The sequence below is a fragment of the Spongiibacter nanhainus genome (assembly GCF_016132545.1).
Lineage (GTDB): Bacteria > Pseudomonadota > Gammaproteobacteria > Pseudomonadales > Spongiibacteraceae > Spongiibacter > Spongiibacter nanhainus.
In genome coordinates, this window is sequence record NZ_CP066167.1 from 879,296 (window position 1) to 904,329 (window position 25,034).

Annotated in this window: 26 protein-coding genes; 12 read left to right on the forward strand and 14 right to left on the reverse strand. The window is 58.5% G+C overall.

The window, feature by feature from the left end:
* The 5 genes from mreD to I6N98_RS04020 all read left to right on the forward strand — a co-directional run bounded on the left by mreD (window position 1) and on the right by I6N98_RS04020 (window position 7,522).
* Window positions 1–492, forward strand: a complete 492-nt coding sequence (mreD, locus tag I6N98_RS04000) for a rod shape-determining protein MreD (RefSeq protein WP_232787533.1) — start codon at window positions 1–3, stop codon at window positions 490–492.
* On the forward strand, window positions 489–1,115 hold the full coding sequence (locus I6N98_RS04005) for a Maf family protein (RefSeq protein WP_232787455.1): 627 nt from the start codon (window positions 489–491) through the stop codon (window positions 1,113–1,115). Before mreD ends, I6N98_RS04005 begins: the two co-directional genes overlap by 4 nt.
* Window positions 1,112–2,590: a ribonuclease G gene (gene rng / locus I6N98_RS04010; RefSeq protein ID WP_198570515.1), complete on the forward strand. Its 1,479-nt coding sequence runs from the start codon at window positions 1,112–1,114 to the stop codon at window positions 2,588–2,590. Before I6N98_RS04005 ends, rng begins: the two co-directional genes overlap by 4 nt.
* A 58-nt stretch (window positions 2,591–2,648) precedes the next feature.
* Window positions 2,649–6,599: a YhdP family protein gene (locus tag I6N98_RS04015; protein WP_198570516.1), complete on the forward strand. Its 3,951-nt coding sequence runs from the start codon at window positions 2,649–2,651 to the stop codon at window positions 6,597–6,599.
* Window positions 6,600–6,718: 119 nt separating this feature from the next.
* Window positions 6,719–7,522 carry a carbon-nitrogen hydrolase family protein gene (locus I6N98_RS04020; RefSeq protein WP_198570517.1) on the forward strand — a complete coding sequence of 268 codons (804 nt, stop codon included), beginning with the start codon at window positions 6,719–6,721 and terminating at the stop codon, window positions 7,520–7,522.
* A gap of 16 nt (window positions 7,523–7,538) precedes the next feature.
* On the opposite strand, the gene yjgA is transcribed toward I6N98_RS04020, so the two are convergent.
* The 12 genes from yjgA to I6N98_RS04080 all read right to left on the reverse strand — a co-directional run bounded on the left by yjgA (window position 7,539) and on the right by I6N98_RS04080 (window position 16,874).
* Window positions 7,539–8,048, reverse strand: coding sequence for a ribosome biogenesis factor YjgA (gene yjgA / locus I6N98_RS04025; protein ID WP_198570518.1), 510 nt, complete (start codon window positions 8,046–8,048; stop codon window positions 7,539–7,541).
* A gap of 57 nt (window positions 8,049–8,105) precedes the next feature.
* Window positions 8,106–9,464: a magnesium transporter gene (mgtE, locus tag I6N98_RS04030; RefSeq protein ID WP_198570519.1), complete on the reverse strand. Its 1,359-nt coding sequence runs from the start codon at window positions 9,462–9,464 to the stop codon at window positions 8,106–8,108.
* A 171-nt stretch (window positions 9,465–9,635) separates the two neighbouring features.
* The gene (locus I6N98_RS04035; protein ID WP_198570520.1) at window positions 9,636–9,905 is read right to left on the reverse strand and encodes an HPr family phosphocarrier protein; all 270 of its coding nucleotides are present in this window, start codon (window positions 9,903–9,905) and stop codon (window positions 9,636–9,638) included.
* Window positions 9,906–9,957: 52 nt separating this feature from the next.
* A complete protein-coding gene (rapZ, locus tag I6N98_RS04040) occupies window positions 9,958–10,818 on the reverse strand; it encodes an RNase adapter RapZ (RefSeq protein ID WP_198570521.1) in 861 nt (286 codons plus the stop codon).
* Window positions 10,819–10,844: 26 nt separating this feature from the next.
* Window positions 10,845–11,291 (reverse strand): PTS sugar transporter subunit IIA, encoded by a 447-nt coding sequence (locus tag I6N98_RS04045; RefSeq protein WP_198570522.1) that lies wholly within the window; start codon window positions 11,289–11,291, stop codon window positions 10,845–10,847.
* A gap of 30 nt (window positions 11,292–11,321) precedes the next feature.
* On the reverse strand, window positions 11,322–11,609 hold the full coding sequence (gene hpf / locus I6N98_RS04050; protein ID WP_198570523.1) for a ribosome hibernation-promoting factor, HPF/YfiA family: 288 nt from the start codon (window positions 11,607–11,609) through the stop codon (window positions 11,322–11,324).
* A gap of 81 nt (window positions 11,610–11,690) precedes the next feature.
* Window positions 11,691–13,199 (reverse strand): RNA polymerase factor sigma-54, encoded by a 1,509-nt coding sequence (locus I6N98_RS04055; RefSeq protein WP_198570524.1) that lies wholly within the window; start codon window positions 13,197–13,199, stop codon window positions 11,691–11,693.
* 169 nt (window positions 13,200–13,368) lie between these two features.
* A complete protein-coding gene (gene lptB / locus I6N98_RS04060) occupies window positions 13,369–14,094 on the reverse strand; it encodes an LPS export ABC transporter ATP-binding protein (protein ID WP_198570525.1) in 726 nt (241 codons plus the stop codon).
* The gene (gene lptA / locus I6N98_RS04065; protein WP_198570526.1) at window positions 14,094–14,759 is read right to left on the reverse strand and encodes a lipopolysaccharide transport periplasmic protein LptA; all 666 of its coding nucleotides are present in this window, start codon (window positions 14,757–14,759) and stop codon (window positions 14,094–14,096) included. Before lptA ends, lptB begins: the two co-directional genes overlap by 1 nt.
* Window positions 14,746–15,318, reverse strand: coding sequence for an LPS export ABC transporter periplasmic protein LptC (lptC, locus tag I6N98_RS04070; protein ID WP_198570527.1), 573 nt, complete (start codon window positions 15,316–15,318; stop codon window positions 14,746–14,748). The genes lptA and lptC overlap by 14 nt, the downstream gene beginning before the upstream one ends.
* Window positions 15,319–15,320: 2 nt before the next feature.
* A complete protein-coding gene (locus tag I6N98_RS04075; RefSeq protein ID WP_198570528.1) occupies window positions 15,321–15,842 on the reverse strand; it encodes a KdsC family phosphatase in 522 nt (173 codons plus the stop codon).
* 63 nt (window positions 15,843–15,905) lie between these two features.
* Window positions 15,906–16,874 carry a KpsF/GutQ family sugar-phosphate isomerase gene (locus I6N98_RS04080; protein WP_198570529.1) on the reverse strand — a complete coding sequence of 323 codons (969 nt, stop codon included), beginning with the start codon at window positions 16,872–16,874 and terminating at the stop codon, window positions 15,906–15,908.
* A gap of 216 nt (window positions 16,875–17,090) precedes the next feature.
* On the opposite strand from I6N98_RS04080, the gene I6N98_RS04085 reads away from it, so the two are divergent.
* The 6 genes from I6N98_RS04085 (at window position 17,091) to hisC (ending at window position 22,540) form a co-directional block, all read left to right on the forward strand.
* Complete coding sequence (locus I6N98_RS04085) at window positions 17,091–17,780, forward strand: MlaC/ttg2D family ABC transporter substrate-binding protein (protein WP_198570530.1); 690 nt, start codon at window positions 17,091–17,093, stop codon at window positions 17,778–17,780.
* Between the two features lie 195 nt (window positions 17,781–17,975).
* Window positions 17,976–18,206: a BolA family protein gene (locus tag I6N98_RS04090; protein ID WP_198570531.1), complete on the forward strand. Its 231-nt coding sequence runs from the start codon at window positions 17,976–17,978 to the stop codon at window positions 18,204–18,206.
* 34 nt (window positions 18,207–18,240) lie between these two features.
* Window positions 18,241–19,503: a UDP-N-acetylglucosamine 1-carboxyvinyltransferase gene (gene murA, locus I6N98_RS04095; RefSeq protein ID WP_198570532.1), complete on the forward strand. Its 1,263-nt coding sequence runs from the start codon at window positions 18,241–18,243 to the stop codon at window positions 19,501–19,503.
* 17 nt (window positions 19,504–19,520) lie between these two features.
* Window positions 19,521–20,180: an ATP phosphoribosyltransferase gene (gene hisG, locus I6N98_RS04100; RefSeq protein WP_198570533.1), complete on the forward strand. Its 660-nt coding sequence runs from the start codon at window positions 19,521–19,523 to the stop codon at window positions 20,178–20,180.
* On the forward strand, window positions 20,173–21,492 hold the full coding sequence (gene hisD, locus I6N98_RS04105; protein ID WP_198570534.1) for a histidinol dehydrogenase: 1,320 nt from the start codon (window positions 20,173–20,175) through the stop codon (window positions 21,490–21,492). The genes hisG and hisD overlap by 8 nt, the downstream gene beginning before the upstream one ends.
* A complete protein-coding gene (gene hisC, locus I6N98_RS04110) occupies window positions 21,485–22,540 on the forward strand; it encodes a histidinol-phosphate transaminase (RefSeq protein WP_198570535.1) in 1,056 nt (351 codons plus the stop codon). The genes hisD and hisC overlap by 8 nt, the downstream gene beginning before the upstream one ends.
* Window positions 22,541–22,555: 15 nt before the next feature.
* On the opposite strand, the gene I6N98_RS04115 is transcribed toward hisC, so the two are convergent.
* Entirely contained in the window at window positions 22,556–23,611 is a 1,056-nt protein-coding gene (locus I6N98_RS04115) for a trypsin-like peptidase domain-containing protein (protein ID WP_273475549.1), read from the reverse strand.
* Between the two features lie 115 nt (window positions 23,612–23,726).
* Here I6N98_RS04115 and I6N98_RS04120 point away from each other — a divergent pair, with 115 nt between their 5' ends.
* A complete protein-coding gene (locus I6N98_RS04120; protein ID WP_198570536.1) occupies window positions 23,727–24,485 on the forward strand; it encodes a Nif3-like dinuclear metal center hexameric protein in 759 nt (252 codons plus the stop codon).
* A gap of 7 nt (window positions 24,486–24,492) precedes the next feature.
* Here I6N98_RS04120 and I6N98_RS04125 read toward each other — a convergent pair whose 3' ends face one another.
* Window positions 24,493–24,972 (reverse strand): Z-ring associated ZapG family protein, encoded by a 480-nt coding sequence (locus tag I6N98_RS04125; protein ID WP_198570537.1) that lies wholly within the window; start codon window positions 24,970–24,972, stop codon window positions 24,493–24,495.
* Window positions 24,973–25,034 lie beyond the last annotated feature (62 nt).

The window sequence follows — 25,034 nt, forward strand, 5'->3', positions numbered from 1 at the left end:
ATGGACACCTCTCAGCAGCATCACGGCCTGTGGCTGATTGGCATAACCATTTTGCTGGCCTTGTTGCTTTCGCTGGTGCCGATGGAGGGCGTATCGGCCTGGGCGAGACCTGACTGGCTGCTGTTGGTGATGTTCTTCTGGCTACTGGCGCTGCCCGGTCAGATCGGGGTGGTGACGTGCTGGTTCTGCGGTTTGTTGCAAGACATTCTCTACGGCGCGGTGCTGGGGCAAAATGCCTTTGCGATGGCTGTCATCGCCTACATTGTGTTGGTGTCCTATCAGCGTTTGCGTATGTTTAGCTTGCACAAGCAGGCGGCCTTGGTTGCGCTGTTGGCGCTGTTTCGTATTTTGGTGGACCAGTGGGCGCAGAACATTAACGGCGTGACGCAGACCCATTGGCTGGTATTTTTGCCGGCGCTGACAACCTGTTTACTGTGGTTTGTTATCAGGCCGGCGATCGGCTGGCTGCAGCGCATGGTGGTGGTGTTTTGAGCGGGTTCCTTACCCTGAATTGCCCATTGATTCTTGGGTCGCGCTCGCCGCGACGGGCGGAGCTACTGTCTCAAGTGGGTCTGAGCTACAGCGTTCGCGCCGCCGATATTGATGAAACCCCTCGGGATCAGGAGTTCCCCGCTGACTACGTGATGCGTATGGCGCGAGAAAAAGCTGCGGCACTGACCGCCCCTGAGTCCTCGGCGGTGCTGACGGCGGATACCTCGGTGGTTATCGACAATGCGATACTTGGCAAACCCGCTGATGATGCCGATGCCGCCGCGATGCTCAGGCGCCTGAGTGGTCGATGCCATCAGGTGATGTCGGCTGTCGCGCTGCGCTATCGAGGCGTAGAGAGTCATAGCTGCGTGGTGACTGAAGTGCAGTTTGCCTCGCTGGAAGAGAATGAGATTGCCGCTTATGTTGCCGCCGGCGAAGGGCGCGATAAGGCCGGCAGTTATGCCATTCAAGGCCAGGCGGCGGCCTTTGTCGAGGCCATTCGCGGCAGCTACTCCGGTGTGGTGGGCCTGCCTTTGCACGAGACCATTACCCTGTTGCGTAATGCCGGCGTCCTGGCTTGCCTTCCTCCTTGCAACCCGCCTTGCGATAAGATGTCACTATGAGCGAAGAAATACTGATCAACGTCACCCCTGTCGAGACCCGTGTGGCGGTGGTGGAAAATGGCGTGTTGCAGGAAGTCTATATCGAGCGCACCCGGGCCAAGGGGATTGTTGGCAACATCTACCAGGGCAAGGTGGTGCGGGTGTTGCCGGGGATGCAGGCGGCCTTCGTCGACATCGGCCTGGAGCGCACCAGCTTTATTCACGCTTCGGATATTGCGGTGCTGGATCGTGATGACGGTGAGCACGCCGATATTCGCAGCAAAATACGCGAAGGGCAGCAGCTGACCGTTCAGGTGACTAAAGACCCGATTGGCACCAAGGGGGCACGGCTAAGCACTCGCCTTTCCGTGTCTTCCCGCTATCTGGTGTATATGCCCAATGCGGCCCACATTGGCGTGTCCCACCGCATTGACGACGAGGAAGAGCGACAGCGACTGCGGGAGTTGTTGGAGCAGTCGGTCCGCGCCCAGCTGGATTTGGCAGAGGACGACCCCATTACCGATGGCTTTATATTGCGCACTGCTGCTGAGGGCGCCGGCTCAGAGGAGTTGATGGCCGACGTGCAATTTTTGCAGCGTCTGTGGATGGCCGTGGAGCGGCGCATGAATCGGGACAGTGCCCCGGCGGTGATCTACGAGGATCTGCCGCTGTTCATGCGTACCATGCGGGATTTGGTCCGGCCCGGTCTCGAAAAAATCCGCATCGATTCCCGGGAGAGCTTTCAGCGGGTCGATCAGTTTACCGAAGACTATCTGCCAGAAATTCGCGATTGCCTGGAATATTACCCCGGCGAACGCCCCATTTTTGATCTCTACAGTGTTGAAGATGAAATTCAGCGCGCTCTGGGCCGCAAGGTAGAGCTCAAATCCGGCGGTTATCTGATCATCGATCAGACTGAGGCGATGACCACCATCGACGTCAATACCGGCGCCTTTGTCGGCCACAGAAACTTGGAAGAGACCATTTTCAAGACCAATTTGGAGGCCGCCGCGGCTCTGGCGCGGCAGCTGCGATTGCGCAACCTCGGCGGCATTATCATCATCGACTTTATCGATATGCGCGACGCCGAACACCGACGCCAAGTGCTGCGGGCGCTGGAGCGGGCGATGGAAAAGGACTACGCCAAAACCAGCATTACCGGCGTGTCGGAGCTGGGATTGGTGGAAATGACCCGCAAGCGCACCCGGGAAAGCCTGGAACATGTGCTCTGTGAAACCTGTCAATATTGTAGCGGCCGGGGTTCATTAAAATCACCGGAAACCGTGTGTTACGAAATCTTTCGGGAAATTCTGCGGGAAGCCCGGGCCTACGAGAGCAAGAACCTCATGGTGCTGGCCTCTCAAGAGGTGGTGGACCGCTTGCTGGACGAGGAGTCGGCCAGCGTTGCCGACCTGGAAGAGTTTATCGGCGCCAGTATTCAGTTTCAGGTGGAGGCCATGTACACCCAGGAGCAGTTTGATGTCATTCTTTTATAGCGGCCGTTGTTACCGACTCCAGCGCGCTACGGGCTAGCGAGCCGGGGTGATTGCCGGGATGCTAGTTACTGCCTTTCGCCGCGTGTATCAGAGCCTGTGGGTTCTGGCCCTTGTGGTGTTGGTACTTATTGCCCTCTATGCCAGCCTCGGTAGGCAGTACATCGGTCTGGTTAAAAACTACCAGGACGAGCTACTGTCGCAAATTTCCCTGCGCACGGGCGTTCAGATCTCCGCCGAGTCATTGGACGGGCGTTGGTCCGGACTGTCACCGGTACTGGTAGCCCACAATTTGACCTTGGGTGATGAGCAAGCGCTACGTGCCGACCGCCTGAAAGTAGAGCTGGATTTCTTTTCCAGCCTGCTTACGCTGAGCCCACGCATTCGCGAACTGCAGGTCGGTGAGCTGCAGTTGGCAGCAGAGCAGGGCGCTGACGGCCACTGGCGTATCCCCGGTCTCGATACCAGCGCCGGCGGCGAAAGTGGCATCGATCCCCTTATCGACGCGGTGCTGGCAGTGCGGCGCGGCGAGATTACCAAACTGAGATTAGACCTGCGTTATGCCTCGGGAACCGAGTCGTCGCTGCGTGCTGACGAGTTTTCTCTGACAGGGGATGGCCACTTTCGACGCGGCTTTGCGCAGCTTAACGCCGGTGGTGAGGGTGGCATAAGTATTCTGGTGGAAGCCTACGGAGACCCCCGTGACAGCCAGTTTACCGCCGAGGCTTATGTCGCTGCCGAAGACAGCCGTTTTTCCTCTTTATCGCCTTTGTTGGGTGACAGTGCGCCGTTGATCGACAGCCCGGTGGAAGGCGAGCTGTGGTTTACCTGGCGGGAGGGCTGGCGGCTGTCGCTGTTGGGTGAGCTGCGTTCCAAGCAGTTGGCAGTAGGCGCGCTATGGGGCTCTGACGAAGTGCTTGACGACGTGGCCATGCGCTTTACCGGCAGTCACAGAGACGGTTTTTGGCGGATCAGCATGGCGGAGTTGGACGCCAATTGGCGGGGTGAGCGGGTCGACTTGTCCGGTCTATCCGTGCGCCACCCGGAGCCCACCCGTTGGCGTTTTTTGCTCCCCCAGCTCGACCTCGTTTCGTCGTCGTCTTTGCTGCGGGATACCGGTTATCTCGCCGAAAAGTGGCAGTCAGTGGTGGACACCCTGGCTCCTGCAGGGCTGGTGCGCAATATTGCCGTTGAGCTTCAGCAGGGCGAGCAGGGTATTGCCGACTATCAACTGCGGGCGGAATTGGCCAACGTGGACGTCTCGCCCTGGCGGGGTGCACCTGGTGCCAAGGGGCTAAATGGCTTTCTGGAGGTCGGTAAAAACCGCGGTATGGTGATTATCGACACACCGTCCCTGCAGCTGTCTTTTCCCGACCTCTATGATAAGCACTTTGTGCTGGGTGAGGCGCGGGGCGAAGTGCGCTGGAATATTGCGGATCAGCGTTTGAAGCTCTATAGCGGGCCAATCTCGGCTCGGGATGAAAAGCGTCCACTGGCAGCGCTGCTGAGGCTTGACCTGCCCTTGGTGGCGGATGCCGAAGTGGCACCCCAGATGACTCTGCTGGTGTCGGGGCAAAACGTTCCGGCCACTAGGCACCGACAGTTTGTTCCCAAGATTCTAAATGATGATCTGAGACAGTGGTTATCTGAAGCGATAGAAGGCGGCACCGCGCGGCAGGCCAGCTTCCTCTACCGTGGTTCGCTTCGAGGCGAGGACGTTGCCGATCGGGCTATCCAATTGTCTTTGCAGTTGTCGGATGTGGCGCTCGCTTATCACAGCGATTGGCCGATATTGCGGGCCGCCGCTGCGGATGTTGAGCTGGATAATGGTCGACTTAGGGCCGGGGCCAGTGATGCCACAATTCTGAACTCGACCCGCGACCCGCTCGAGGTCAGCGATCTGGTGGTGGCGGTGGCCGCTAATGCCCAGGGGCTGCCGACTCTTGACGTTGAGGCCGCCGCTGCGCCGACCTTTGATCAGGTCAAAACGCTGTTTGTGACCACGCCGCTGGATCGGCTCAGCGGTAAGTTTGTCGGGCAATTGAGTGGTCGAGGTCAAGCCCTGGTGGACTTCAACATGACCATGCCTTTGAAAGGCAAGCCCGATCCTCTGGTGGATGTAGACGCCAATGTGAATCTTGACACGCTGGTGCTGCCGGTCAGAAAGCTGCAACTCACTGAGCTTAAGGGGCGCCTGCACTACCGCAGTGACCAAGGCTTTAACAGTGAATCCATAAAAGCGCGCGTGTTTGGTCAGCCCATTGGCGGCCTGATCAGTCAGAGTGGCGACGTTGTGCGGGTGGATGCACAGGGGCGGATCCCGGTGATCGAGCTTGCGCGCTGGCTGCAGCAGCCGGTGTTAGGTCTGTTTAATGGTGCCGCCGAGATGCGATTGTCGCTGGTGACTTCCGGCAATGACCGTGGCGTCCATATTCAGTCTGACTTGCAGGGGGTGGGAATGCCCTTGCCCAGCCCCTTTGCCAAAACTGCTGAGGCCCCGCGGCGACTACAGTTAGAGGCACCACTGGGTGACGGTGCTGTAGCCATCACTATTGGCGACAACCTGCGTCTCGACCTCGATCTGCAAGAGGGCGACGTGCGCTCCGGTGGTTTGCGCGTTGGCGATGTGGATTCCCCGATTCTGGAAAGCGGTTATTTTACCGTCAGCGGTCACCTCGGTCGGCATAAGTTGGAGCCCTGGCAGGCCCTGCTGAGCCGCTATCAGTCCCTGTTGGCCGCGAACTCGTCAACTGCACAGGGGCAGGGCGATGGCCTAGTGCCACGGGTCAGGGGCTTGGTCATTGATGCCCTTAGCGTGGGCAGTTTTAGCCTGGACGAGGCCGATGCTGACGTCGATTGGCTGCCAGGTGCCATACGGGTGGATTTATCTGCCCGGCAGCTGGATGGCAGTATTGCGATTCCCGACAGCGGCGACGCTGAGGGTGCCATCGTATACCAGGTTAATCTGCAGCGCCTGCAGTTGCCCAGCCAGGGATCGGAAGAGGTCGACACCGACACCGACACCGACACCGACACCGACACCGAAGGGGGGGCAGAGGCTATCGACCCCCGGGCTTTGCCCAATGCCGATATCGACATTGCCAGTTTGAAAAAGGGCGAGAAAGACTGGGGGCAAGTCGCCTTTGCTCTGCGAACCGATAGCGCAGGAGCCACCATCAACAATATTCGCGGTCGCCTGCTTGGTGTGCAGCTTGATCGCGGCGAGCAGCCCGCAGTTTTGCGATGGCTCTATAGCGACGAAGGCGCCACTCGCACCGAACTTCAGGGGATGTTTGCCGTGGGTAATATCGGCGACACCCTGGCGGCACTGGGCTATGGCGGTGCGATTGAGTCCAAGCGGGGTCAGTTTGACGTGGATCTGTCGTGGCCGGGGGCGCCGCAGCAGTGGCAGCTGGCCGAAACTGAAGGGCAAGTGGGCTTTCGCCTTGAAAATGGGCGTTTCTTGCGGGCATCGGAGACTGCCAGCGGCACACTGCGGGTGCTGAGTGTATTCAACATGGCCAATATTGTCCGGCGCCTCAAGTTCGACTTTCGGGATATCTTCAGTAAGGGTATTCACTTTGACGAAATGCGCGGTGATATGGCTTTTGCCGACGGTATTTTGAACTTGGCGTCGCCCTTAGTGGTGGACGGGCCGTCCAGCCGCTTTGAAATGTCGGGGCAGATTAACCTTCTCACTGAAGTCCCGGATATGCGTTTGGTAGCGACGCTGCCGGTGGGGAGTAACCTGCCCTGGGTGGCGGCGCTGATCGGTGGCTTGCCGGCCGCTGCGGGAGCCTATTTGGTGACCAAGATTTTTGAAGAGCAGGTCGATAGCGTTGCCAGCGCGGTTTACGATGTGGGTGGAACCCTACAGAAGCCGGAGTTGTCGTTTCGCAAAATCTTTGACGTTCCGCTACCTAAGGGCAGAGACGGTAAAAAGGCAGGCAGTAACGACGGACCGGCAGCGTCCAAAGGGGACGAGTCCGCACCTAAGGTGCATCCAAGATAGCTTGTCTCCCAGTTTGGCATCTGGTCGCCAGTTCGGGTACATGGACCGCAGTATCGTTGTTTCTGGATGGGCTAAGTTGTTTCTGGGTGGGCTAATCCAAAGCAGTGGAAGGAGAAAGTATGCGAGTCGCCGCCGTGCAGATGGTGTCGGGAAAAGATTTGGCCGACAACCTCGACACAGCCTCGGCGCTGATTGCCGATGCCGCTGGCCAGGGTGCCAAACTGGTGGTGTTGCCAGAGAATTTTGCGCTGTTTACCGGCGGCACTGCGATTGCTGAGTTGGCGGCGGCGGAAGCCGAAAATGGCCGCCTTAGAGCGACCATGGCTGGCTGGGCGCGCCGCCACCGCATTATTGTGGTGGGTGGCACAATACCGCTGCCTTCAGAGGATGGCCGGGTGTATGCCTGTAGCTTCGTTTACAGCGAGGAGGGCAAAGAGCTCGGCTGCTATCGCAAGGTACATCTTTTTGATGCCCAGGTGGGAGATGGCCAGGGGCGGTATTGTGAATCAGACAGCTACGCCCCCGGTAACAGCGTGTTCACCGTGCCCACGTCGCTGGGACGTTTGGGCGTTGCGGTCTGTTACGACATGCGCTTTCCCGAGATGATCCGGCTGATGCTGGCTGAGGGCATGGATATCCTCGCTGTGCCCGCTGCCTTTACGCGCAAAACCGGCTGGGCTCACTGGTTGCCACTATTGCGGGCCCGGGCCATCGAAAACCAGGTATTGGTTATCGGTGCCAATCAAGGGGGTGTCCACAGCCCCCGACGTCAGACCTCCGGCGGCTCGGTGATTATCGATAGCTGGGGAACGGTGCTGGCGGAAATGCCGCTGGGAAAAGGCCTGGTTTGCGCCGAGGCAAACATGGCGGAGCAGGCTGCCCTGCGCCAGCAGATGCCGGTGGCGGAGCACCGACGGTTCTAGGGCCTGTTCACACTAATTAATCGGCCTCCAGCTCCTGCAACTCCCGCAGGTATTTAAACAACTTGCGCTTGGCGGCCGGTGGTTTGTTGGCGGCGCTGTCTTTGCCAATCTGAATAACCAACTGACGCAAACGCTGGCGATCGGAGTCGGGGAAACGTTGTATGACCAGCTCCACGCCATCGTGGCCTTTTTCTGCAACTTGATCTCGGAGCGCCTCTAACTCGTGAAACTGCCGGGCCAGTGCTTTTTGACCCTGTTCCAGCGCTGTTAGTCCCGCTTCAATATCGCTGGTGTCGGTGTTGCGCATCAGCTTGCCGATATATTGCATCTGTCGGCGCTTGCCCTCCCGGCTCTTGATACGCCGGGCGGTATGGATGGCGTCTGCCAAAGTGTCGTCGTCGATGGGAATCTTGGCCAGGTCGGCGTCACTGAGGCCAACCAACTGCTCGCCCAATTGTTGCAGGGCGTGCATGATCTTCTTTTTCTCGGTTTTACTCAGCAGTTCTTCGTCGTCGTGTTCGGACATGGTATCCCGCTATTGCTAATCGTGTGCCAGGGTCGGCTCTTGTATCAAGGTCAGCCGCTAGGCGTAAAAATAGGTGGCTAGCCCCAGGAAGGACATAAAGCCCACCACGTCGGTGACCGTGGTGAGTACAACACCGCCGGCCAGGGCGGGATCGATGTTCAATGACTTCATAATCAGCGGCAATATCGCACCGGCCAGGGCGGCAGTAATTAAATTGATGACCATGGCGGCGGCGATGATGGCGCCGATCAGTGGATCTTCAAACCACAGGGTCGCGGCCCCGGCGACGATAAGCGCCCAGATCAGGCCGTTAATGGCGCCCACCAGCATTTCCCGGTTGATCAACCAGCGGCTGTTGTTGCGGCTGATGTGGCCCAGTGCCATACCCCGTATCACCACGGTGAGGGTTTGGGTGCCGGCGACGCCACCCATACTGGCAACAATGGGCATCAGCACGGCCAGTGCGACGACTTTCTCGATGGTGCCTTCGAACAGATTGATGACGCCAGAGGCGACAAAGGCAGTCAGCAGATTGATACCCAGCCAAATGGCCCGGCGGGGCGCAGTACTCAGTACCGAGGCAAAGGTGTCCTCATCCTCGTCGAGACCCGCCATGCTCATTAGTGAGTGGTCGGACTCTTCGCGGATAACGTCTACCACGTCATCGATGGTAATCCGGCCCAGGAGGTAGTGGTTTTCGTCCACTACCGGTGCCGATACCCAGTCGAAACGTTCGAACAGGCTGGCGACTTCCCGGGCAGACTTAGTGGCCTGGATGGGCTCCACCTCGGTGTCCATGATTTCCCGCACCGTGACGCTGGGGTCAGAGACCAGCATTTTGCGCAGCGATAACAAGCCGATAAATTGATCGTTGCGGTTAACCACCAGCAAGCTATCAGTCATCTCCGGCAAGCTTTCGTGGCGGCGCAGGTAGCGCAGGGCGACGTCCAGGGTGATGTTGGGCCGCACCGTAATGGTGTCGGTGTTCATCAAGCCGCCAGCGGTGTCCTCGTCGTAGGACAGCACGTGCTCAATCCGGACCCTGTCTTGGTGGTCCATAGAGTCGAGGACTTCGCGGATTACCCGGTCGGGAAGCTGCTGCAGGATGTCGGCGATGTCATCCGCTTCCAGCCCTTCGGTAATGGTGGCGACTTCCTCGGCATCCATTTGCCGCAGGAATTGCGCCTGGACCTCATCGTTCAGGTGCTGAAGGATGTCCCCCTCGTTCTCGATATCCACCAGCTGCCAGAGAATGCCCCGTAAGGTGTGGGGGGTGGATTCGATCAGGTGGGCGGCGTCGGCGGGGGGCAGGCCATTAAGCATGCGCCGGATTTGCAGAAAACCGCCGGAACTCAGCGCCTCGTTCAGCGATTCGAGGCGGCTGTCGGTGTGGTGCTTTTCTGCAGGTTGGGCCATGCCGTTCCCTTATCGCCAGACAGGTCAGTGGTCGGGGTGGTCGCGGCTGAAATTATCCTAGAAAGGACGCGGGACAACAATTGTCCGTGACCACAAATATTGTGTACAAGAACCAGGGAACTCGGTGCGCCGCGTATGGCTGTTCACAGACCGCCTTCTTGATATTCAGGTCTATTCAGGCTCGTCGAAGCGGTTATTGATCAGCGTGGTGATCGCCTCAAGGGCCGCGTCGGCGTCGTCGCCCTCGCAACGGATGATGATATCAGTTCCACGACTGGCCGCCAGCATCATTACTGCCATAATGCTTTTGCCGTCGACAAATTTCTCCGACACGCCAATCTCGACGTGGGCACCAAACGCTGCGGCGGTGGAAACCAGTTTTGAGGCAGCCCGGGCGTGTAGGCCCAGCTTGTTTATTATTGTCAGTTGCTGTTCAACCATGTAGCTCAACCATCGGCTCACTTTTGGGGTAGGGAGACACGCTAGGTCCAGTTCAACTGGACCCAAGTTCGCGGTGGCGAACTTGCAGATTGGGATAGCGATCGCGCAGTGACAGGGCCAGCCTTTCGACCATGTATACTGAGCGATGTTGGCCACCGGTGCAACCGATGGCCACAGTGAAGTAGCTGCGATTGCCGGCCTCTATGCGCGGCAGCCAACGCTGCAAATAGTGCAGGATGTCGTCGTACATCGCGTTGACTTCGTCTTGTTGATCGAGAAAATCCCGCACCGCGTCGTCGCGGCCGGTAAGCCGGCGCAGGTCTTCATTCCAGTGGGGGTTGGGCAGCATGCGCAGGTCGAAGACCTGGTCGGCGTCAATGGGTAGGGCGCGCTTAAAACCGAAAGATTTGAGCTGCACCGCCAGTCGGCTGTTGTCGACGCCCAGAATACGGTCGCGAATGGTGCTACGCAGGTCGTGGACGGACATATCGCTGCTGTCTATGGTCAACGAAGACTCGATAACAATGGGTTCCAGCAGCGCCGATTCCAGTTTGATGACATCGGCCAGGGGCTGTGCGTCGGTGGTCAGTGGGTGCCGGCGACGGGTTTCGCTGAAGCGTTTGATGAGTTTGTCGTCGGCAGCATCCAAAAAAATAATACGCAGATCCGCATAGTGGCGAACCTGTTGGCACAGCGACTGAAACTGGGAAAGTTCATCCTTTGAATTGCGGGCGTCGATACACACCGCGACTTGCTGATGTACTTTCAGCGGGCTTTTGGACAATTCTTTGACCAGGGTAGGCAGCAGCGACACCGGCAGATTGTCAATGGCGTAGAAGCCCTCGTCCTCAAGTTGATGGAGTGCGGTACTTTTTCCCGACCCAGAGCGGCCGCTGAGGATGATGAGTTTCATGATCAGTGTACGCTATGTTTTTAGGCTTAGGCGGTGGCTCGCTGGTAGAGTACTTTGTCACTGTTGGCGTTGCGCAGGGCCTGGCGATATTCCGCCTCGTTAAAAGCCGTGGCCAGTTGGCCCAGCACTTTGACGTGCTCGTCGTGGGCCTCGTTGGGCACAATCAGCGCGAACACCAAATCCACAGGTTCGTCGTCGATGGACTCGAATTCGATGGGTTGATCGAGGGTGAGCAACAGACCGGTAATGACCTGACAGTGTTCACTGCGGCAATGGGGGATGGCGACGCCGTGACCAATGCCGGTGCTGCCCAGTTTTTCTCTGGCCAGTAAGTTGTTAAACAGTTCGTCGGCGCTCAGGTGTGAGTCGTCTTCGCTGAGCAGCTCGGAGACAAGCTCCAGCAGGCGTTTTTTGCTGTTAACGGACGCACCTTGATGGGTGCGCCCTGGTGACAAAATGGATTCAAAGCTCATAGTGGGTCCGAAAAGGACATGATCGGGGCCTCAGCGGCCCAGATTTTTTTCCTTGTGTTTGATTAACTGCCGATCCAGCTTGTCGGTGAGGCTGTCGATGGCGGCGTACATATCTTCCGACTCACAGGTGGCAAACAGGTCGGCACCGGCAACATGTACCGTGGCCTCAGCTTTTTGTACCAGTTTTTCCACCGACAGGGTGACGTCGGTATTGGTGATGTTATCGAAGTGTCGTTGCAATTTGGCTAACTTGGTATTGACGTATTCACGCAGTGCTGGGGTAACGTCGACATGATGACCACTGACAGTAATCTGCATAATTAGCTCCTTGATTACACATATCAAAACGGCGCCTCACGGCGTGGTTATCATGGTCACAGCGCTGTAGCGCTGTGGCCCCTATACCAGTCTTTTCCGCTCGTTAGAGGGCGGTATGACCAGTGATTCCCGATATTTTGCGATGGTGCGCCGAGCCACTTTAATACCCTGTTCGGCTAATAGCTCGGTGATTTTGCTGTCGCTGAGGGGTTTGCGGGGGTTTTCTGCAGCGATCAGCTTTTTAATTAGGGCGCGAATGGCGGTGGAGGAGCACTCGCCGCCGGTATCCGTGGAGACATGGCTGGAGAAAAAGTACTTCAGCTCAAAAATGCCTCTGGGAGTGTGCATGTACTTTTGCGTTGTGACCCGTGAGATCGTGGACTCGTGCATCCCCACGGCGTCGGCAATGTCGTGCAGCACCAATGGCTTCATCGCTTCTTCACCGTATTCCAGGAAGCCGCGTTGGTATTCGACAATTTTGCTGGCGACTTTCATCAGAGTTTCATTGCGGCTCTGCAGGCTTTTGATAAACCATCGGGCCTCTTGCAGGTTGTCGCGAATGTAGTCGTTGTCGCTACTGTTTTTGCTCTGCTTGGCAAGCGCCGCGTAGCGGGCGTTGATCTGTATTTTGGGGGCGATATCGGGGTTGAGTTCCACCAACCAACGCCCTTCTTTTTTGCTGACAAATACGTCGGGTACCACGTATTCGGTATCGTCGCTGCCAATACTGTCGCCGGGAGTGGGGTTGAGGCTTTGGATCAGTCTCAGCACATCCCGCAGCTGATCCTCTTTAATCCGGCAGCGGCGCATAATTTGGTTGTAATCCCGATTGCCCAGCTGCGCCATGTACTGGGTCACAATCAGCATGGCTTCATCGAGAAAGGGAGTCTCCGGGTCCAGCTGCCGCAGTTGTATGGTCAGGCATTCCTGCAGGTCTCGGCCGCCGACTCCGGGCGGATCCAGTTGTTGGACCAGGTGCAGAACGGCAGTGACCTCTTCGATCTCAACGTCTTCGTGGTTGATGGCATCTACCACGTCCTCGGGGGAGATGGTGAGACGGCCTTTTTCGTCGATGGCATCGACGATGGCGTCGGCAATCTGTAAGTCCAACTCGGAGAGGCGGCTCAGGTTGAGCTGCCAGCGTAGGTGATCCTGAAGCGAGTCGGAACTGCCGTGGCGATAGTCAGCGCTGAACTCACCATCGTCGGCGGGGGTGCTGCCAGTAGCGGGGCCACTGCTTTGGAACACGTCGTCCCACTGACTATCTACCGGCAAATCCTCGGGGATATCGCTGCGCTCTGCCCATTCGCTGTCGCTGTCGGGGCTGGTGGCCTCGGATTCCGTCTTTGCCTTGGCAGTCTCGGTTTCGCTGAGGGTGTTGTTTTCAGCGTTGTTCTCGCTCTGGCGCTCGGCGGCGTCGCTGTTGTCCGGACCGTCCTCGTCCACTTCCAGAAGCGGGTTTGAGTCCAGGGCGGACTGAATTTCTTGCTGTAAATCGAGGGTGGATAGCTGAAGTAAACGAATCGCCTGTTGCAGCTGGGGGGTCATGGTCAATTGCTGACCGACTTTGAGCTGGAGCGATTGTTTCATAGGCAGTGGCTTCTACAACTTAGTTCACTGGTGTGGTGAAAACCCTGGGGTTTCCGGTGTCGGGGCGTATCCCTCGTCACGTTTCCAGTGTAGTCCGGAGTGTGGCGCGCTGCAATAGTGCGACAAGCAATTGCTGTGCCGATTTTTTGATCAACGGCGGGCTCTGATTTTATAGAGTGAATTTGTCGCCCAGGTAGATGTCCCGCACGATTTGGCTATCGAGGACGGTTTCAGTATCGCCCTCGGCGACGATACGGCCCTCACCGACGATGTAGGCCTTTTCGCAAATATGTAGAGTCTCCCGCACGTTGTGGTCGGTAATCAACACGCCGATACCGCGCTGTTGGAGATGCAGGATGATCTGTTGAATATCGTTGACCGAAATGGGGTCGACACCGGCAAAGGGCTCGTCCAGCAGAATGAAGCTGGGCTCAGTCGCCAATGCCCTGGCAATTTCCACCCGTCGGCGCTCACCGCCTGACAGTGACATGCCCATGGATTTGCGGATATGGGTAATGTGGAATTCCTGCAGTAGCGCCTCCAGCTGGTCCTTGCGCTGTTTGCGGTTGAGGTCCTTGCGCGTCTGCAGAATGGCCATGATGTTGTCGGCAACGCTGAGCTTGCGGAATACCGAGGCTTCCTGGGGCAGGTAGCCCACCCCGTGTTTGGCCCGTCCCTGGATGGAGAGTCGGGTCAAATCCCGCCCGTCCAGGCAAATGTTGCCCCGGTCGGGGTTGACGATGCCGACAATCATGTAAAAGCAGGTGGTCTTGCCGGCGCCATTGGGGCCGAGCAGTCCCACGATTTCTCCACTGCTAATGGACAGTGACACGTCTTTGATGATGTGGCGGCCGCCGTAGGCTTTGGCAAGGTGGTTGGCTTCCAGTACCGGCATCAGTCAGCGTCCTCGTCAGGGCTGGTCGAAGAGGGCGAGCTCTGGCTGGGTTTGGGCTGCGGCGCGCTGCTGGGGGGAGCGGTCTCCGCCGGCCCTGCGGAGCCGGTTTTGGCGGGGGCAGTGGTGCTCTGGTCTTCGTCGTCGCTGTTGTTTTGAGGTTGCAGCGTCATCTGTACCCGTTTGTCTTTTTGATTGCTGCCGCCATCAGCCACCACCAGTTGTTTGCGGCCGCTGTAAACGATGCGGTCGCCGCTGATCGTGGAGCCCTGGTGTTGAATGCGGGCGTTTTGCTGCAGCAGGATTTCCTCAGCGTCCAGCTCGTATTCGATCAGATTGGCGCTGGCCTCCACAATGCCCTCACCGCTGCGGGGCTGTTGCTCAAAGCGCGCGGGGTTGCCCCGGGCGACGACTTTGGTCACTTTGCGGTCCGACTCGATAATGATGACCTGGTCGGCAGCAATCTTTAGCGAGCCCTGACTCATCCTCACATTACCGGTGTAGATACCCTGGTTGTTCTCGTAAGTTGCCCGGTCGGAGCTCAAGTTAATGCTTTGCCGGCGGTCCTCAGGTAGCGCTGTTACAGCGCTAACCAAGCTCAACAGCATTACTGCGGCAACACAGCGCCGCGCCAGGTAACGGGTTGATAGGGCTTTATTGGGGATCATAGTGCCCCCTGACTTGGTCAAGCAGTTCCACTCGCTCGTCGCTGAGGCTGGCTCGCATACCTACTGATTCAGTTTGACCATTCTTAAAGGTTAGAGACAAAGCTGACTCGGTGTGAACTCGGCTGCTTTCCAGATCAATGTGCAGGACGGCGGTGTCGATTTGCGCTTCCCGAATCAGGTCCCGGACCACCACATCTCGCTGCAATTGCAAGTTTTGTCCGTCCGGCGACAGGCGGCCTTGCTCGGCCTCGGCAGTCCAGGGACGCTGGTCGCCGATATTGCCAATATAGTAGGGCTCGCTGAGCACAATGGTGCCGTTGTGGATCAGACGCTCGGCGGTTTCCGCCCGCCAGCGGTAGGCGATGGCGCCGTCCTCACGGTATTTAAGTCCGGTGATGCCGGTGAGGTGGGAGTCCACATCGGGCACCGGCTCAAACTGGTCGACAATACTCAGTTTGCCGCTGTCGCTGAACTGGGTGAGGTACAAGCCGGTGCCGGTAATCGCCAGCAGGCCGGAGATCACAGAGAATACAGCGGTGCGCAGCGAGCGGGTGGCCATAATTAGAGGTAGGCCTCTAGCGACGATGTCAGCAGCCCCTTGGCCTCAAGGATGACCTCGCAGACTTCTCTGATGGCGCCGCTGCCACCGGCTGCCCGGGTTTGCAGGTCGGCGTGGGCGGCGACAAAGTGATGGCCATTGGCGACGGTAACGCCGAGGCCTGCAGCGCGGATGGCGCCGAGGTCGGGGAGATCGTCGCCGACATAGGCGACTTGGCTGAGCTCCAGTTGCTGGTCGCGACACAGCTCTTCCAGGGCAACGCGTTTGTCTTCCCGGCCTTGGTAAATTAGCTCAATACCCAGTTCGGCGGCCCGCCGGGCCACCAGCTCCGAGCGCCGACCGGTAATCAGCGCTGGCGTTACCCCAGCGTCACGCAGCAATTTGATGCCCAACCCGTCTAAAATCGAAAAGGCCTTCATTTCTTCGCCGCTATTGCCGAAGTACAGGCTGCCATTAGTAAGCACACCGTCCACATCCATGGCCAGCAGAGTCACAGCTTTAGCTTTTTCGGTGATGCTTTGCATAGTGGTTCGTTGTTGCCTTTTGCTTGAGTATAGTGGGTATAGCGGTTTTTTCAGTGGCGGCGCTTACGCGACGCCGGCTTTCAGCAGGTCGTGAGTGTGCACGACGCCCACCGGCGAACCCCTGTCGTCCACTGCCACCAATACCGTGATTTTATTGTCTTCCATTATACGCAGTGCTTCCGCCGCCATGGTGCCCGGTTTGATACTGCGGGCGTTGCGGGTCATAACGTCATCGATAGGGCAGTGACGCACATCAATATCGCGATCGATGGCCCGACGCAGATCGCCATCTGTAAAGATTCCTAGCAGCTTGCCATCGGCATCCACCACCGTGGTTACACCCAGCGCTTTGCTGCTCATCTCCAACAGTGCGCCGCTCAAGGGCGTGCCACTACGGACCTTGGGTATAGCGTCGCCGGTGTGCATGATCTGGTCAACTTTCAGCAGCAAACGCCGTCCCAGCGCGCCGCCGGGATGGGAAAAGGCAAAGTCGTCGGCAGTAAAGCCGCGGGCTTCCAGTAGGGCGATAGCCAGGGCGTCTCCCATTACCAGTGACACTGTGGTGCTGGAAGTGGGCGCCAGATTCAGGGGGCAGGCTTCCTCTTCAACACCGACGTCCAGGTGGGCATCGGCGCTGGTGGCCAGTTCAGACTTGGGGTTGCCGGTCAGGGCTATGACCGGTACGGCCAGTAGCTTCAGTAGAGGCAGCAGGGTGACCAGCTCTGAGGTGGAGCCCGAGTTGGACAGTGCAATGACCACATCGCCGGAGGTAATCATACCCATATCGCCGTGGCTGGCTTCGCCGGGATGGACAAAAAATGCGGGCGTGCCCGTGCTGGCCAGAGTGGCGGCAATCTTGTTGCCGATGTGGCCGCTTTTGCCCATGCCAGTCACCACGACTCGACCCTGGCAATTCAGTAGGATGTCGCAGGCTCGGCTGAAACTGTCGTCGACGCGCTCGCCAAGGGCGGCGACGGCGTCCCGCTCCATGTTGATGACGCGCTGTGCAGACTGAATGTAGGAAACGGTCATAGTGAGTCGGGTAACCTGTTGATGGTCAAGCGCTGTCCACTGTTCAGCTGGGGCTAAGGTAGGGCGCCTATAATAGTGATCAATGTGAAAAATTAACAGGTCTGTCGCACGGCAATACAGGGAGCCAATGCCGTAGAATGCGGTCAAAGCGTTCGCGGCCCTGACAATCAGCATCCAATGGGTCGATGAGTGACGAGTTCAAAACAAGGGGAAGACATGATTAAACGCATATTGCTGGCTGCCACCATGATGGTTCTGGGCTTGTCCCTGAGCGCTCAGGCAGAAGACGTGGATAAAAAGCCCGGCCCCTATGAGGTCGTTGCGGGCACTACCGAGGAGTTAGTCAAAGAAATTGAGGCCGCTCGAGAGTACTACGACGAAGACCCAGAGCGCTTCAATCAGCGGGTTCGTGAGATGCTGGACGAAGTCGTGGACTTTCAAAGCTTTGCTCGGGGCGTAATGGGCCGCTACGGTAGCCGTGCCTACTATCAAAGCTTGCAAAGCGAAGAAGCGAAAGCGCGCTTTCGCGATCGGGTGATTCGTTTTACCGAAAGCTTTAAAGATGGCCTGATCAACACCTATGCCAAGGGTCTGCTGGCGTTTAACGGCAATCGCATCGAGGTTTTGCCTCTGGCCGAGGATGCCGACCTGTCGGGCAGCGTTGGGGTGCGTCAGCACATTTACGGTGACCGGCCCAAGCCCTATGAGGTGGTTTACACCCTTCGCAAAGACAGCAATGGCGAGTGGAAACTGCGCAATGTCATTATCGAGGGGCTGAATTTAGGACGCATCTACCAGAATCAGTTCAACGCAGCGGTGCGCACTCACGATGGCGATATCGACAAGGTCATCGACAACTGGACTGTGGCGCCCCAGGAAGTCATGGAGCAGCAGGCGGAGGGCTAGTCCCTGGCTGTGCCGCGTACTGCGGTGTTTTGGCGGGGGCTCGCCTCGCTTATTGCTGCGGAATTGCGTAAAATCCAGCGCCTTCTATATGTGGGGAGCCAATTGGCTCCCCGCTTGCGCTTACAGGGGCGTGCTCGGTGTCGGAGGCGTGCTTCTGCACCGCCAAACTGCCCCCCAGAACTAGAGTAATTGGTCATGGTAGAGCAAATCCTGCAACGCCTCAGCGAACATTTCGATGATGGCAAGTTCGACGTCCAGGGCGAGGGCAGCCACTACGATGTGCTGGTGGTGAGTCGCGCCTTTGACGGCTTGCGCCCGGTGCGCCGCCAGCAGCTGGTGTATGCCGCAGTAAACGAGCTGATTCGCGACGGATCAGTGCACGCCGTCAATATCAAGGCGCTGACCCCGGACGAAGCGGAGGGCTGAGGCCCGTTTCGCGCTGGCCACGGCTGGAGAAAAAATGGACAAGTTATTGATTCGTGGAGGGGGGCCGCTCGACGGCACCATCCGGGTGTCGGGTTCCAAAAATGCGGCACTGCCGATACTTGCCGCCACCCTGCTGGCCAGTGAGCCGGTAGTCGTGCGCAATTTGCCTCACCTGCACGACATCACCACCATGATAGCGCTGCTGCGCAGCATGGGCACCGAGCTGATTGTCGACGAAACCCTGGGTGTGGAGATCAACGGCGCCACCACCAATTGCACCACCGCCCCCTACGAGCTGGTTAAAACCATGCGGGCATCGATCCTGGTGCTGGGGCCGCTGTTGGCCCGCTTTGGTCACGCCCGGGTTTCTTTTCCCGGTGGCTGTGCGATTGGCAGTCGTCCGGTGGATCAGCATCTGCAGGGCCTTGAGGCCATGGGTGCAAAGATTGACGTCGACGAGGGTTACATTACCGCGCGCTGTGAAGGCCGCCTAAAAGGCGCCCATGTTTTCTTCGACATGGTCACCGTGGGCGGCACCGAAAACCTGTTGATGGCAGCGGCACTGGCGGATGGTCAGACCATTCTGGAAAACGCCGCCCGGGAGCCGGAAATCGTCGACTTGGCGGAGTGCCTGATTGCTATGGGGGCCAAAATCAGTGGTCACGGCAGTGCCACCATCGTGGTGGATGGGGTTGATCGCCTGCACGGCTGTGACTATTCGGTGATGCCAGACCGTATCGAAGCCGGCACCTATCTGGTGGCCGCTGCGGCGACCCGGGGGCGGATTACCCTCAAGGATATTGCGCCCCACACGCTGGAGTCGGTGCTGGCCAAGCTGGAGGATGCCGGCGCGGTATTGACCCTGGAAGACAACACCATCTCCCTGGATATGCAGGGTCGGCGGCCCAAGTCAGTGAATATTAAGACGCTGCCCTATCCGGGCTTTCCCACCGATATGCAGGCCCAGTTTACCGCCATGAATGCGGTGGCCGAGGGTGTGGCGCACGTTACCGAGACCATTTTTGAAAACCGCTTGATTCAAACCCATGAGATGAACCGCATGGGCGCCAAGATCAGCGTCGAGGGCAATACCGCCATGATCACCGGCATTGATCGTCTAAAGGGAGCGCCGGTGATGGCCAGCGACCTCAGGGCCTCTGCCAGTCTGGTCATTGCCGGCCTGGTGGCCGATGGTGAAACCCTGGTAGATCGTATTTATCATATCGATCGTGGATACGAGTGTATCGAAGAGAAGTTCCTGGCGCTGGGTGCCGATATTCGTCGCCTGGCTGGCTAACCTCCCTGGAGTCTGTTGTGGATCAGCCCATTACCATTGCCCTGACTAAGGGGCGGATACTCAAGGAAACCCTGCCGTTGCTGGCCGAGGCGGGGATTGAACCGCTGGAGGATATTTCCAGCAGTCGCAAGTTAATCTTCCCCACCACCATGCCCCATGTGCAGATGGTGGTGATCCGCGGCACCGATGTCCCGACGTATGTAAAACTCGGCAGCGCCGATCTGGGGATTGCCGGCAAGGATATGCTGCTGGAATTTGGCGCCGAGGATATGTACGAGCCTCTGGATCTGGATATTGCCCGTTGTAAGTTGATGACGGCGGGGCGGGCCGGCGAAGCCATGCCCGAGGGCCGGGTGCGGGTCGCCACTAAATTTGTCAATGTGGCGCGGCGACACTTTGCCGAGCGCGGCGTGCAGGTAGAGTTGATTAAGCTTTACGGTGCCATGGAGCTGGCCCCGCTGATGGATTTGGCCGATATGATCGTCGACATCGTCGACACCGGTAATACATTGAGGGCCAATGGTATGGAGCCCCGCGAGTTAATTGCCAGTGTCAGCTCGCGATTGGTGGTGAACAAGGCGGCGATGAAGCGAAAGCACAGCAGCATTCAAGAGATAGTCGACAAACTGTCGGCTGCGGTACTTGCCCGTCAAGGGGGAGAGGTCGCCAATGGCTGAGTTGCAAATTCGGACCCTGGATACCCGAGACAACGACTTTGATATCCAGCTGACCAAGCTGTTGGCCTGGGAATCGGTCTCGGATCAGGCCGTGGCTCAGTCGGTCAGCGAGATTATTGCTGCAGTTCGCAGCCGTGGCGATGCGGCGCTGGTGGAATACAGCCGTCAGTTTGATGGCCTGGATATTGATTCGGCGGCAGCGCTGGAGATTCCTTTCCAGCGTTTGCAAGAAGCCTTGCAGCGCATCCCCACCGACCAGCGCCAGGCGTTGGAGGCGGCTGCCAAGCGGGTTCGCCAGTACCACGAGCACCAGAATCAGCAGTCCTGGTCCTATACCGAGGCCGATGGCACGGTGCTGGGGCAGCAGATTACCGCCATGGAGCGAGTCGGTTTATATGTGCCCGGTGGCAAGGCAACCTACCCGTCCTCGGTGCTGATGAACGCGGTTCCCGCCAAAGTGGCTGGGGTCGATGAACTGATCATGGTGTCACCGACCCCCGGTGGTTTTGTGAATGACATGGTGCTGGCGGCCGCTGCGATTGCCGGTGTCGATCGGGTCTTTACGATTGGCGGTGCCCAGGCTGTAGCGGCGCTGGCCTTTGGCACGGAAAGCGTGCCCAAGGTCGACAAGATCGTCGGACCCGGCAATATCTATGTTGCCACCGCCAAGCGCCAGGTGTTTGGCAGCGTGGGTTTGGATATGATCGCCGGCCCCTCGGAAATTCTGGTGGTCTGCGATGGTCAGACCAACCCTGACTGGATCGCCATGGACCTGTTTTCCCAGGCCGAGCACGATGAGGATGCCCAGTCGATTTTGCTGAGCCCCGATGCGGCCTTCCTCGATGCGGTAAAGACCAGTATGGCGCGTCTGCTTCCCGGTCTGTCCCGGGCCGATATTGTCCGCCAGTCGCTGGCGGAGCGGGGCGCGCTGGTGCTGGTCAAAGATATGGAAGAAGTCGTTGCCCTGATCAACCGCATCGCCCCCGAGCATTTGGAGTTGTCGGTGGAAGAGCCGGAGGCGCTGTTGCCCAACATTCGCCACGCCGGCGCGATTTTTATGGGGCGGCACACCCCCGAGGCGCTGGGTGACTACTGCGCTGGGCCCAACCACGTATTGCCCACTTCGGGGACGGCGCGGTTCTCGTCGCCACTGGGGGTGTACGACTTTCAGAAGCGCTCGTCGCTGATTCAATGCTCTGTGTCGGGGGCCTCTGAGTTGGCCAAGACCGCCTCGGTGCTGGCGCGGGGCGAGTCGCTAACGGCCCACGCCATCAGCGCGGAATACCGAATACAGGAGGAGGGGAATGAGTAAATACTGGAGCCCCTTCGTTAAAAACCTGGAACCCTATGTGCCCGGTGAGCAGCCCAAAGTGGCCAATCTCACCAAGCTCAATACCAATGAAAACCCCTTCGGGCCTTCGCCCAAGGTCTTGGATGCGATTCGCCGCGCCTCCGACGACGCCCTGAGGCTGTATCCCGACCCCAATTCTGACGCGTTGAAGAGTGCGATTGCGGCCTATCACGAAGTTGAGCCGGAACAGGTCTTTGTGGGCAATGGTTCCGACGAAGTGCTGGCGCATATTTTTCACGCTCTGTTTGGCCATGATCATCCGCTGCTGTTTCCGGATATAACCTACAGCTTTTATCCGGTGTACTGCGGTTTGTACGGCATTCCCTATGAAACCATACCCCTGGATGACGAGTTTAGAATCCAGGTGGCGGACTACAAGGGCATCAACGGCGGCATTATCTTTCCCAACCCCAATGCGCCCACCGGGCGTTTTTTGGCGCTGGACGAGATTGAGCGCCTGTTGTCGGTCAACAACGAAACGGTGGTGGTGATCGACGAGGCCTATGTGGATTTTGGTGGTGAGAGCGCCATCGCCCTGGTGAACCGCTATCCCAACCTGCTGGTTACCCAGACCCTGTCCAAGTCCCGCTCACTGGCTGGCTTGCGGGTTGGCTTTGCGGTGGGCCACAGCGACTTGATTGAGGCGTTGGAGCGGGTCAAGAACAGTTTTAACTCCTACCCGCTGGATCGCTTGGCGCAAGCTGGTGCGGTAGCGGCCTTTGCCGATGATCGCTACTTTCAGGATTGCTGCGCAGCGGTGGTCGCCGAGCGGGAGCGCCTGCGTCGGGCTCTGTCTGAGTTGGGTTTTGAGACTCTGCCTTCAGCGGCCAACTTCCTGTTCACTTGCCATCAGACACGCTTGGCGAGTGAACTGGCCGCGGCACTTCGGGAGCGGGGCATTATTGTGCGCCATTTCAACAAGCCCCGAATAGACAATTATCTGCGAATCACGGTGGGCCTTAAGGAGCAGAATGATGTGCTGCTCAATGCTCTGGGAGAGCTGGTTTAAGCTCGGCGGCAGCGCTTAACTGCCCCGCACTTGAGGGCGCACGGCGACTTCGGTTTCCACTGTGAGGGGTTGATCGTTGCGCAGCAGCCCCAGTTGCACGGTCTCACCCGGGCGGGTGTAGGTAATCAGCTTCATGCCGGCGTGGCCGTCGCCCACCGCCTCGCCGTTAATCTCAGTCAGAACATCACCGATACGCAGCCCCGCGTCTTTGGCCGGGCTGTTGTTGGCCAGGGCGGTGATAATGACGCCGTTGGTGCCCACCCCTAGGGGCTGAACTTCTATGCCCAGCCAGCCCCGCAGCGGGCGACCATACTGAATCAGGTCCTCCATGGTCCGCAGGGCTAGGTCGGTGGGGATGGCCAGACCGATCCCCGTTGAACCGCCGCTCTGGGTGTAAATCGCGGTATTGATGCCCAGCAGTCGACCCTGGGTGTCTATAAGGGCGCCACCGGAGTTGCCTGGATTAATAGCGGCGTCGGTTTGTATAAAATTCTCGAATTGGCTTAGGCCCAGACCATATCGGCCCGTCGCGCTGACAATGCCCTGGGTTACGGTTTGGCCAAAACCGTAGGGGTTGCCGATAGCCAGCACGATGGAGCCCACCCGGATTTGGCCCGGGTCGGTGACTGGGATGGCGTTGAGGTTTTCCAAGTCTATTTTTAGCACTGCCAGATCGGTGTCGCTATCGCTGCCAATCACGGTGGCCAGGGCCTGACGCCCATCCTGCAGCATCACCAGGATCTCATCGGCCCCTTTAATAACGTGGTAGTTGGTGAGCAGATAGCCCCGCTCACTGACAATAACGCCGGAGCCCAGGCTGCGCTCCAGTTGCTGGCGCACCCGGCCGCTGCGGTTAAAAAAGTGACGGAACAGGGGATCGTCGGCTAGCGGATGGCGCTGCTGCACCACCTTGGTGGTGTAGATGTTTACCACCGCCGGAGCGGCGCGCTCCACGGCCCGGGTAAAGTCGGACTGGCCATCCTTTTCTGGCAGGTAGGCGAGAATGCACAGCCCCAGCAGTAAGCCGCATAGGCTGGGCCAGAAAAAGTTGCGAATGCCGCTCAGGTTCACGAATATCCTCTATCTATGCCAGTATCTTGGAGATGGGTTGTTGTGGGTGGGTGCCGCGTCCCGATTGGCGTGATAGCCTATCACAAAAACCTGAACCCGGACTGAAGAGGTTTCGTTGACTATTGCATTAACAGAACTGGTCGCCGCGGCCGATGAGTTGCTGCAACCCCAGTGTTTTTCCGATTATTGCCCCAATGGCTTGCAGGTGGCGGGCCGGGACACTGTCACGCGAGTCGTCTCTGGGGTGACTGCCTCACAGGCCCTCATCGACGCGGCGGTAGAGCGCGGCGCCGATGCCATCATTGTTCATCACGGCTACTTCTGGCGGGGTGAAGACCCCTGTGTCGTGGGGATGAAAAAGCGCCGCTTGGCCACCCTGCTGGCCCACGATATCAGTCTTATCGCCTATCACTTGCCGCTGGATGCCCACCCAGAGTTGGGCAATAACGCCCAGCTGGCCAAAATACTGGGCATTGAGGTAGAGGGTGGAATGGATAGCTCGCCGAGGCCGGTGGGCAACATTGGGCGCCTGCCCCAGCCTATGTCAGCTCGTGACTTCGCGACCCATGTCGGCGCGGTGCTGGGTCGGGAGCCACTCCTGGAAGTGGTGGGCGACCACCCGATTCGCTCCATTGCCTGGTGTACTGGTGGCGCCCAGTCTTATATCGATAAGGCCGCAGCCTTGGGGGTGGATGCGTATTTAAGTGGTGAGGTGTCTGAACCCACTATCCACTCGGCCCGGGAGCTGGGTGTTCACTATATTGCTGCAGGTCATCACGCGACCGAGCGCTATGGAGCGCCGGCGTTGGCCGGACATCTGGCAGAGCGCTTTGGTTTGCAGCACGAGTTTGTCGATATCGACAACCCCGCCTAGCAGGCTGTTACAGCGGCGGTGGCGGGGTGGGTGGCTCTGCCTCTTCCTTGCGCTGGCGGTCCTTGTCCAGCCCAAACTCCTCGTGCAAAGCGCCTTTGCTACCAGGTTGGCGAGGTGCGTAGTCAAGTGGCTGTTCTGAGGGCGTGCGGGGTGTGGCTTTGCTCTCCAGTACCGGGCGTCCCTCCGGTAGCGGCTGCAGCGGACTGATGCCGGTGCTGTGCAATGTTTGCGCGCCCTCGGCAATGTGGTTGTGAACGCTGCGGTAGCTTTCCGCCAGGTCGTTGAGCAGCTCTGCGGTGCGGTCAAAGTGGCCGCTGACTTGCTGCTGGTAGGCCTGCTGCTGCTCCTGCATTTCGCTAAATTGCTTTTCAAGTGCGGCGCGGCTCTGCTGCGCGGGTTTAAGGCGCTCTAGTATGAAATAGCCGACAGCGCCCCCCACTAGAAACGCGATAACACCGGTGGCGACTAATGTGGTCAGCTCGAACACGCTTTACCCCTCCTGAGACTAACTGGCTTCGGTGCCGTGCACCGAAGGCATGGTTGATGCAC